Annotated in this window: 9 protein-coding genes; 2 read left to right on the plus strand and 7 right to left on the minus strand. The window is 64.5% G+C overall.

From position 1 onward, the window contains the following. Positions 1-37: 37 nt before the first annotated feature. The gene (locus tag QMZ05_RS30885) at positions 38-1474 is read left to right on the plus strand and encodes a glutamine synthetase family protein (RefSeq protein WP_353704187.1); all 1437 of its coding nucleotides are present in this window, start codon (positions 38-40) and stop codon (positions 1472-1474) included. Positions 1475-1644: 170 nt separating this feature from the next. Here QMZ05_RS30885 and QMZ05_RS30890 read toward each other — a convergent pair whose 3' ends face one another. From QMZ05_RS30890 to QMZ05_RS30910, 5 genes are all read right to left on the minus strand, one after another. Continuing rightward, the gene (locus QMZ05_RS30890; protein ID WP_353704188.1) at positions 1645-2388 is read right to left on the minus strand and encodes an ABC transporter ATP-binding protein; all 744 of its coding nucleotides are present in this window, start codon (positions 2386-2388) and stop codon (positions 1645-1647) included. After that, entirely contained in the window at positions 2381-3148 is a 768-nt protein-coding gene (locus QMZ05_RS30895) for an ABC transporter ATP-binding protein (RefSeq protein ID WP_353704189.1), read from the minus strand. The genes QMZ05_RS30890 and QMZ05_RS30895 overlap by 8 nt, the downstream gene beginning before the upstream one ends. Continuing rightward, positions 3141-4088, minus strand: coding sequence for a branched-chain amino acid ABC transporter permease (locus QMZ05_RS30900; RefSeq protein WP_353704190.1), 948 nt, complete (start codon positions 4086-4088; stop codon positions 3141-3143). The genes QMZ05_RS30895 and QMZ05_RS30900 overlap by 8 nt, the downstream gene beginning before the upstream one ends. Beyond that, on the minus strand, positions 4085-5002 hold the full coding sequence (locus QMZ05_RS30905; RefSeq protein WP_353704191.1) for a branched-chain amino acid ABC transporter permease: 918 nt from the start codon (positions 5000-5002) through the stop codon (positions 4085-4087). Before QMZ05_RS30905 ends, QMZ05_RS30900 begins: the two co-directional genes overlap by 4 nt. Before the next feature lie 226 nt (positions 5003-5228). Then, on the minus strand, positions 5229-6401 hold the full coding sequence (locus QMZ05_RS30910) for an ABC transporter substrate-binding protein (RefSeq protein ID WP_353704192.1): 1173 nt from the start codon (positions 6399-6401) through the stop codon (positions 5229-5231). A gap of 392 nt (positions 6402-6793) precedes the next feature. Between QMZ05_RS30910 and QMZ05_RS30915 the strand changes: the two genes are divergently transcribed. Beyond that, positions 6794-7342: a hypothetical protein gene (locus QMZ05_RS30915; RefSeq protein ID WP_353704193.1), complete on the plus strand. Its 549-nt coding sequence runs from the start codon at positions 6794-6796 to the stop codon at positions 7340-7342. A gap of 202 nt (positions 7343-7544) precedes the next feature. Here the strand turns inward: QMZ05_RS30915 and QMZ05_RS30920 are convergent, their stop codons facing one another. Next, positions 7545-8441 (minus strand): RNA polymerase sigma factor, encoded by an 897-nt coding sequence (locus QMZ05_RS30920; protein WP_353704194.1) that lies wholly within the window; start codon positions 8439-8441, stop codon positions 7545-7547. Positions 8442-8470: 29 nt separating this feature from the next. Continuing rightward, the gene (locus tag QMZ05_RS30925; protein ID WP_050426227.1) at positions 8471-8779 is read right to left on the minus strand and encodes a hypothetical protein; all 309 of its coding nucleotides are present in this window, start codon (positions 8777-8779) and stop codon (positions 8471-8473) included. Positions 8780-8963 lie beyond the last annotated feature (184 nt).

Consider the following 8963-nt stretch of genomic DNA (forward strand, 5'->3'; position numbering starts at 1 on the left):
CTTCGCTCGCAATGACGACTGAGAGAGGAGCGACGCAGTGAGCTTCGTCGAGCGTCATGGCCTGTGGTCGGATGAGCAGAAGGAGGCCGCACAGCGCCTCCGCCGCATCGTCGAGGAGAAGAACCTCGAGGTCATCCGCCTGTCGTTTCCCGACCAGCACGGCATCCTGCGCGGCAAGACGCTGATCGCCAGCGAAGCGGTGCGCGCGCTGGAAGGCGGCTGCTCGATCACCACGACGATGCTCGCCAAGGACACCTCGCACAAGACGGTGTTTCCGGTGTTCACCGCTGGCGGCGGCTTCGGCATGAAGGAGATGGAGGGCGCAGCCGATGTGCTGATGGTCGCCGACCCCACCACCTTCCGCGTGCTGCCCTGGGCGGAGAATACCGGCTGGCTGCTGTGCGATCTCTATTTCAGCGACGGCCGGCCGGTGCCGTTCGCGACCCGCAATCTCTATCGCAAGGTGCTCGATCAGCTCGCAGGCCGCGGCTACGATTTCGTCGCCGGCCTCGAGGTCGAATTCCATCTGTTCAAGCTCGACGACGCCCACATGGCGCCGGAGGATGCCGGCCAGCCCGGACGGCCGCCATCGGTCAGCCTGCTGTCGCACGGCTATCAGTACCTCACCGAGCAGCGCTACGATCAGATGGAGCCGGCGCTCGAGATCATTCGCCGCGATATCATCGCACTCGATCTGCCGTTGCGCACGGTCGAGGTCGAGTTCGGCCCGAGCCAGTGCGAATTCACCTTCGCGCCGACCACAGGACTCGCGCCGGCCGACATCATGGTGCTGTTTCGCTCGGCGGTGAAGCAGATCGCGCGCCGCCACGGCTATCACGCGACCTTCATGTGCCGGCCGAAACTGCCGAACGTGTTCGCGAGCGGCTGGCATCTGCACCAGTCGCTGGTGTCGCGCGCCAATGGCGAGAACGTCTTCATGGCGAAGGAGGCCGGCGAGCCGCTCAGCCCGCTCGGCCGCGCCTGGCTCGCGGGCCTGATCGAGCACGCGCGCGCCTCGACCGTGTTCACGACGCCGACCATCAACGGCTACAAGCGCTACCGCTCCTACTCGCTGGCACCCGACCGCGCGATCTGGGGCCGCGACAACCGCGGCGTCATGATCCGCGTGCTCGGCGGCGCCAATGATCCGGCGACCCGGCTGGAGAACCGGATCGGCGAGCCGGCCGCCAATCCCTATCTCTACATGGCTTCGCAAATCCTCTCCGGCCTCGACGGCGTCGACCGCAAGCTCGATCCCGGCCCATCCGCCGACACGCCCTACGAGACCAAGGCCGCGCTCTTGCCGAAGTCATTGCGCGAGGCGGTGTTCGCGCTCAACGACGATCCGTTCTTCCGCCGGGCGTTGGGGCCGGAGTTCGTCGACTACTACGTCTTCATCAAGAACGCCGAGATCGAGCGCTTCCAGGCCGAGGTGTCGGACTGGGAGCAGCGCGAATATTTCGAGATGTTTTGACATCCCCTCGTCGTCCCGGCGAAGGCCGGGACCCATAACCACGACCGTTCCTGATTGAGAAAGACGTCTCCCCATCTGCCCATTACCCGGGCCGCGGCGTATGGGTCCCGGCCCCCGTGCGCAATTGCGCACTAGGCCGGGACGACGTCGGGTAGGCGCGGTGTCCCGCCTCAAATCCCCAGATACTTGTGCTGCAAGTCCGGCTCCGCCAGCAGCTGCTCTGATGTCCCGCTCCACACCGTCTTGCCGCGCTCGATGATGTAGTGGCGGTCGGCGATGCGGGCGAGGTTTCCGACGTTCTTGTCGATCACCAGCACCGACTGCCCGCGTCCCTTCAGCATCGACAGGCAGCTCCAGATCTCGTCGCGGATCAAGGGCGCGAGGCCTTCGGTGGCCTCGTCCAGGATCAGGAGCTTTGGATTGGTCATCAGCGCGCGACCGATCGCCAGCATCTGCTGCTCGCCGCCGGACAGCGTGACGCCCATATTGTTGGTGCGTTCGGCGAGCCGCGGAAACAGCGCGTGGATCTTGTCGATGGTCCACGGATCGGAGGCGCCGAGGCGATTGCCGGAGGCGGCGACGAGATTTTCGCGCACCGTGAGGTTCGGAAAGATCTGGCGGCCTTCCGGCACCAGGCCGATGCCGAGTTTTGCAATTCTGTAGGACGGCAGGCCGCGCACCGCCTCGCCGGCGAAGCGGATGGCACCTGATCGCGCCGGCGTCAGGCCCATGATGGAGCGGATGGTCGTGGTCTTGCCCATGCCGTTGCGGCCCATCAGCGCGACCATCTCGCCCGACCTGATCTGCAATGACAGGCCGAACAGCACCTGGCTCAACCCGTAGCAGGTCTCGATGCCATCGACTTCGAGCAGCGTCTCAGCAGTTTTCGATTCAGCCGATTTTGCTTCAGTCATGACGCGTCACCGCATGCTGCTCGCCGAGATAGGCGCGCTTGACCTCTTCATCCCTGCGGATCGCGTCCGGCACGCCGCAGGCGATGACGCGGCCATAGACCAGCACCGTGATGCGGTCGGCCAGCGCAAACACCGCCTCCATGTCGTGCTCGACCAGCACGATGGTCACTTCCTTGCGCAACTCCTTGAGCAGCGCGACCATCCGCGCCGACTCGGTGACGCCGAGACCGGCCATCGGCTCGTCCAGCAGCAGAAGCTGCGGCTTGGTGGCGAGCGCGACGGCAAGCTCGAGCTCGCGCTGCTCGCCGTGGCTCAGTTGCGAGACCACGATATCGGCGCGCTTGCCAAGGCCGACGCGCTCCAGCGCCGCGCGCGCGGTGTCTCGCAGATGTCGCTCCTTGCGCGCATTGCCCCAGAAGCGGAAGGAGTGGCCGTCATGCGCCTGCGCCGCCAGCGCGACATTGTCGATCGCCGAGAAATCCTTCAGCAGCGAGGTGATCTGGAACGAGCGCGCCAGCCCAAGCCTGGAGCGCTTGTAGGACGGCAGGCTGGTGACGTCGCGGCCGGCAAAGCGGATGGTGCCGGAATTCGGCATCACCTGCCCGGTGAGCTGGCTGATCAGCGTGGTCTTGCCGGCGCCGTTCGGGCCGATGATGGCGTGCAGCTCGCCGGGTACCACCTCCATCGAGAGATTGTCGGTCGCGGTGATGCCGCCATAGCGGCGGACCAGATTGTCGACGCGGAGCAGAGGATCAGCCACGGCGCATCCTCCCGAGCAGGCCCATGATGCCGCCGCGCGCGAACAGCACGATCAAGAGCAGCACCGGGCCGAGGATCAGTCCGGAATATTCGGTGAACTGCGACAGCAGCTCCTCGAGCAGCAGATAGACGATCGCGCCGATCACGGGGCCGAACAGCGAGCCCATGCCGCCGAGGATCACCATCACCATCAGGTCGCCGGAGCGGGTCCAGTACATCACCGCGGGGCTGACGAAGTCGGTGTTGTTGGCGAGCAGCGCGCCGGCCAGGCCGCAGATCGTGCCGGCAATCACGAAACAGACCAGGCGGTAGCGGTTGGCGTGGAAGCCGATCGCCTGCATGCGCTGCTCGTTGGAGCGGACGCCCTGCACCACGAGCCCGAAGCGCGAATTGACGATGCGCCAGATCAGATAGAGGCCGCCGAACAGGCAGCCGAGGCAGAGATAATAGAACTGGTTGCGGTCGGACAGATTGATCAGGCCGGCGAAATCGCTGCGCTTGTAGACGGTGAGGCCGTCGTCGCCGCCGTAGCGCGACAGCGCGGAGGCGACGTAATAGGCCATCTGCGCGAACGCCAGCGTGATCATGATGAAATAGACGCCGCGGGTGCGCAGGCTGAGCGAGCCGATCAGCAGCGCAAACAGCGCCGAGACCACGAGCGCCACCGGCCACTGGATGAAGCCGGAGCCGATGCCTTCCGCGGCAAGGATGCCGACGGCGTAGCCGCCGATGCCGAGATAGGCGGCATGGCCGAAGCTCATCATGCCGCCATAGCCCATGATCAGATTGAGGCTCGCGGCCGCCAGCGCAAAGATCACGATGCGGGTGAACAGCGTGAGGATGAAGATATTGCCTGTGGCCGCCGAATAGACCGGCAGCAGAATGAGCGCGGCGCACATCAGCGCCGCAACCGCATTGGAGGCGCTGAGCTTGGGCTTCATCGTTTAGCCGCCGGGAACAGCCCCTCGGGCCGCAGCACAAGGATGATGGCCATCAGGAGGTAGATCAGCATCGAGGACAGCGCCGGCGCCGCGGTCGAGGCCGCAGCCCCGCTCAAAACCTTGCGCAGCAGGTCGGGCAGGAAGGCGCGGCCCATGGTGTCGATGATGCCGACGAAGAGCGCGGCCATGAAGGCGCCGCGGATCGAGCCGATCCCGCCGATCACGATGATGACGAAGGCGAGGATCAGGATGTTCTCGCCCATTCCGATCTGCACGGTGAGGATCGGCGCCTGCATCAGCCCGGCGAGGCCGGCGAGCGCGGCCCCCAAGCCGAACACCAGCGTGAACAGCAGCTTGATGTTGATGCCGAGCGCCCCGATCATCTCGCGGTTGGAGGCGCCGGCGCGGATCAGCATGCCAACGCGGGTGCGCATCACGACGAGATAGAGCATCGCGGCAACCGCCAGCGCGACCACGATGATCATCAGCCGGTAGGCCGGGTAGTACACCCCGGGAATGATCTGCACCGGCACGGTGAGCCAGGCCGGCAGCGGCAGCGCGAGCCCGGCCGGGCCCCAGATCAGCCGCACGGCATCGTTGAAGAACAGGATCAGGCCGAACGTCGCCAGCACCTGGTCGAGATGGTCGCGGCCATAGAGATGCCTGAGCGCGACATATTCGAGCACGATGCCGAGCAGCAGCGTGGCGCCGAGCGCCATCAGCGCGCCGAGCACGAAGCTGCCGGTCCAGGCCACGAAGGTCGCCGCGAAATAGGCGCCCATCATGTAGAGCGAGCCGTGCGCCAGATTGACGAAGTCCATGATGCCGAACACCAGCGTGAGGCCAGCTGCCAGCAGGAACAGCAGCAGGCCGAATTGCAGGCCGTTCAGCAGTTGTTCGACGACGAGATACATCGTGAGGCTACGTCACCTTGAGCGAAGCGGGATGGGGTGTCCGCGCATTGCACGCTGCGCGTTCTCCCTCGCCCCGCTCTTGCGGGGAGAGGGTTGGGGTGAGGGGCTCTTTCAACGAGTCGAATACGCGGAAAGAGCCCCTCACCCAATCGCTTCGCGATTGACCTCTCCCCGCAAGAGCGGGGCGAGGTGAAGAAGCAAGCCACGGGCCAGAATTACCCGACAATCACTTCATCGGACACTTGTCGTGGAACTTGTCCTGGTCGTCCTTGACGATGGTCGCGACCGTCTTCAGCGAGAGCTGGCCGTTGGCGTCCTTGACCACGTCCTGCAGATAGAAGTTCTGGATCGGGATGTGGTTGTTGCCGTACTTGAACGGGCCGCGCAGCGACTTGAAGTTGGCCTTCTCCATCTCCGCCTTCATCGCATCCTTCTTGGTGAGGTCGCCCTTCACCGCGACGACGGCGCTGTTGATCAGCTGGGCGGCGTCATAGGCCTGGGCGCCGTAATAGGTCGGGCGCAGGCCGGGATATTTCTTGTGATAGTCCTCGACGAACTTCTTGTTCTCGGCGTTGGGCAGGTCGTTGACCCATTCCTGCGCGCCGGGAATGCCGATCGCGTTGTCCTTCTGCAGCGGCAGCGACAATTCGTCGACGGTGAAGGCTGTATAGAGCGGGATCTGCGCCTTGATGCCGGCCTGGGCGTACTGGTTCAGGAACTGGACGCCGGCGGCACCGGGATAGAACACGAAGATCGACTCGGCCTTCGAATTGCGCGCCTTGGTCAGTTCGGCGGAGAAGTCGAGCTGGCTCGGCCACACCGTGTATTCCTCGCCGACCACCTCGCCCTTGAAGGTGCTCTTCACGCCCGCCAGCATGTCCTTGCCGGCGGCGTAGTTCGGGCCGATCAGGAACACCGACTTGACGCCCTTCTGGTTCATGTAGAGGCCCATCGCGGCGGGCGTCTGGTCGTTCTGCCAGGAGGTCGAGAATACGTAAGGCGAGCACAATTCACCGGCGAGCTGCGACGGACCGGCATTTGCGGAGATCAGGAAGGTCTTCGAATCGACCGCGGTCTTCAGAGATGCCAAGAGCACGTTCGACCAGATGTACCCGACGATGAAGTCGACCTTGTCGGACTGCACCAGCTTCTCGGTCTTCTGCTTGCCGACGTCGGGCTTCTGCTGGTCGTCCTCGTAGATCACCTCGACCGGCTTGCCGTCGATCTTGCGGCCGAGATGGTCGAGCGCGAGCTCGAACGAATTGCGCATGTCGTTGCCGATCACGGCGGTCGGACCGCTGAAGGTCGAGACAAAGCCGATCTTGACGCTGTCAGCCGCCGTCGCAGGCTGCGCGAGCGCCAGAGCCATGGCGCCTGCCAGCCAAAATGCCTTTTTCATATTCACTCCCCTCCTCAACCAAAGATCCCGCGAGGCTCGATCAGGCGCCCCGGGGGTCACGCTTAGCGCGCGTCGTTCTGTGACGTATTTTGTGCGCGATATCGCAAGTGTGCAGCAAGCATGAACCGACGGCCCTCGATTAGAACCTTCGGCGCATACCCCAGCACCGTGCATCATAATTCGTCCAAATCGGCCATGGCAAGAAATATAATGCCGGTTGCGTGGGCAACGATTGTCGCAGGGCCCGGCTCCCGCCGACGACCCCACCGCGCAGTGCAGCAGGCTTTAACGATCCGGTAAAGCAGCCGGAAACCACAGCCCCGCACGCGCTCGCGGGCTTCATGGTCCGGAAAGCATCACCAGGCGACGCTGCCGCCAAAGGGGTGCGTCACATGCTGAATTACATCTTCGGCTTCAATGCCCGGATGGGCCGGTTGGCCTTCTTCTTCTGCAGCTTCGTGACAGGCGTCGGCTTTCTGATGCTGGTCTTCGGCATCACCGGCAACGCACCGGCGAGCGGCAGGATGGACGTGCTGCTGGCGCAGGCGGCGAGCAGCCCCGCCTTGATCTTTTCCTTCTACGGCATGCTCGTCGTCTGCTTCATGCTGCAGTCGATGCGGGTGCGCGACATCGGATGGGATCCGGTCTGCGTGATGGCGGCATGGATCGCCCTCATGGTGCTCGACAGGGCCGTTGCCGGACGATTTCCCGAATATGCGCTGACCTATCAGCACACCGCAACGGTGGTCGGCACGGCCGTCAATGGCGTCATGAACCTCGTCCTGACGTTCTGGCCCGGCCGCGGCCGTGTCGATGAAGCGTCGTCCTTGCCGCGCGAGAGCGGCGGCGACGGCATGTTCGAACGAAGCAGCCCACCGGCCGCATCCGGCAGCCGCGTGGCACGGATTGCCAGCGGCGAATTCGGCGGCAAGACGCGGTAGCGGCGCTCTCTCCCCGCTGTCGTCCCTGCGAAAGCAGGGACCTATAACCACAGGATCGTGTTGTTGAAGCTGGCTGGAGCCCCAGCATCGCAAACCAATTGTCATTCGTGGTTATGGATCCCGGATCGCGCTTCGCTTGTCCGGGACGACACCGAGTTTGTGGCACGGCCACTGAATCGGAGGCTGTGGCAGCGACCGCCACCTACCCCTGATCCACCGCCCATTCGGCGCCGTCGATCGCATAGGATGCGTGGCGGAAATCCCTGATGGTCGCGACCTTGTCGGCCGACCAGTCGAGCAGCATGAACGATCTCGGCGGCGCATCCAGCGCGTCCGGATCGAACACCAGGATCGCCGGACGTCCATCGACCTGGCCGGTCACCAGGTGCCAGTCACTGATCTTCGCATAATTGCCGAAGTAGCGTGACACCTCGGCCTTGCCGTTCAGCCGCGTCCGGTTGACGAGCTCGAGCCTGATGTCATCGGCGATCATGGCGCGGATGGCATCGAAGTCGCGGGCGTTGAAGCGGCCGACATAGGCGTTCAGCCTGGCGCGATCATTCGCCGACAGGCCGGGCCGCGGCGCGTCGTCCGGCTCGCGGGCGAACGCGCGCAGTTGCGTGCGTCCGCGGTGCAGCGCGGCCTTCACTGCAGGCAGGCTGAAATCCATGATGCCGCAGACCTCCTGCAACGAGCAGCCGAGCACGTCCATCAAGATCACGCTGGAGCGCTGTGCCACCGGCAGCCGCATGAAGGTGCGCAGACTGCTTGCCGCGATCTCGCGGCGGCTGAAATCATCGAGCTCTGCGGCCATCATGTCCACCTCCTCCGAAGAGTGGAGCGCATCCTGGCGGTTGCGCCGCCTGAGGAAATCGAGCGCGGTGTTGTGCGCGATCCGGAACAGCCAGGCTTCCGGGTTCTGGATCGGGGCTGCGGACGCGAAGGCTTGCATCGCCTTGATCAGCGCGTCCTGCAGCACATCCTCGCCGTCGATCACAGATCCGACCATGCGGGCGCAGTAGCGATGCAGCCTCGGCCGCATCGCCGCCAGCAGCGCCTCGACGTCGGTCGAGACCGGCACTTGGGGTGGTGACGTCATGATGGCTCCGCCAAGTCGGTTCGCTCGGTTCACGGCTCATCCAGCATACGATAATTCCCGACAATCACCGCACTGCGAACCAGCGGCGGCTCGGCGCAACGATCCCGGATACCGTCCTGGAAGGCCTGGAACGCGGCCAGTTTCGGGATCGGGCTCGAGCCGTCGTCGGCCGCGGTCTCGACCATGTGGATGAAGGTGTCGTCCTCCAGTCGCAGGGTCATGTAGCGGACACCATCCGGGCTGGCCGCCTTCAGCTCGGCAAATACAGCCGCAACCAGCGCGGCATTCTTCTCCGCCATCTCCGGCTTGGTCTTGTACCTGATCAGGGTCCGTCTCATCGCAACCTCCTTGGCCTGGTTCTGCGGCCCGAGCCGGCCGCGTCAGACCCAAGGACGTTTGCGGACCGTCGAAGGATGCGGTCCGGCAAAAATAATTTTTGGCCGAATCCTTTGCCCGTCCCGGTTCGTCCTTGCCGGCGAAGCGCGCCGCAAGCCCCGCGGCACGTCAACGGAGAACCACCAT

Source organism: Bradyrhizobium sp. INPA03-11B, from assembly GCF_040446015.1.
Lineage (GTDB): Bacteria > Pseudomonadota > Alphaproteobacteria > Rhizobiales > Xanthobacteraceae > Bradyrhizobium > Bradyrhizobium macuxiense_A.

Excerpts from the sequence above, each read along its gene's own strand:
- QMZ05_RS30900 (WP_353704190.1), bottom strand. The coding sequence starts at position 4,088 with ATGAAGCCCAAGCTCAGCGCCTCCAATGCGGTTGCGGCGCTGATGTGC.
- QMZ05_RS30915 (WP_353704193.1), top strand. The coding sequence starts at position 6,794 with ATGCTGAATTACATCTTCGGCTTCAATGCCCGGATGGGCCGGTTGGCC.
- QMZ05_RS30890 (WP_353704188.1), bottom strand. The coding sequence starts at position 2,388 with ATGACTGAAGCAAAATCGGCTGAATCGAAAACTGCTGAGACGCTGCTC.
- QMZ05_RS30910 (WP_353704192.1), bottom strand. The coding sequence starts at position 6,401 with ATGAAAAAGGCATTTTGGCTGGCAGGCGCCATGGCTCTGGCGCTCGCG.
- QMZ05_RS30905 (WP_353704191.1), bottom strand. The coding sequence starts at position 5,002 with ATGTATCTCGTCGTCGAACAACTGCTGAACGGCCTGCAATTCGGCCTG.
- QMZ05_RS30920 (WP_353704194.1), bottom strand. The coding sequence starts at position 8,441 with ATGACGTCACCACCCCAAGTGCCGGTCTCGACCGACGTCGAGGCGCTG.
- QMZ05_RS30925 (WP_050426227.1), bottom strand. The coding sequence starts at position 8,779 with ATGAGACGGACCCTGATCAGGTACAAGACCAAGCCGGAGATGGCGGAG.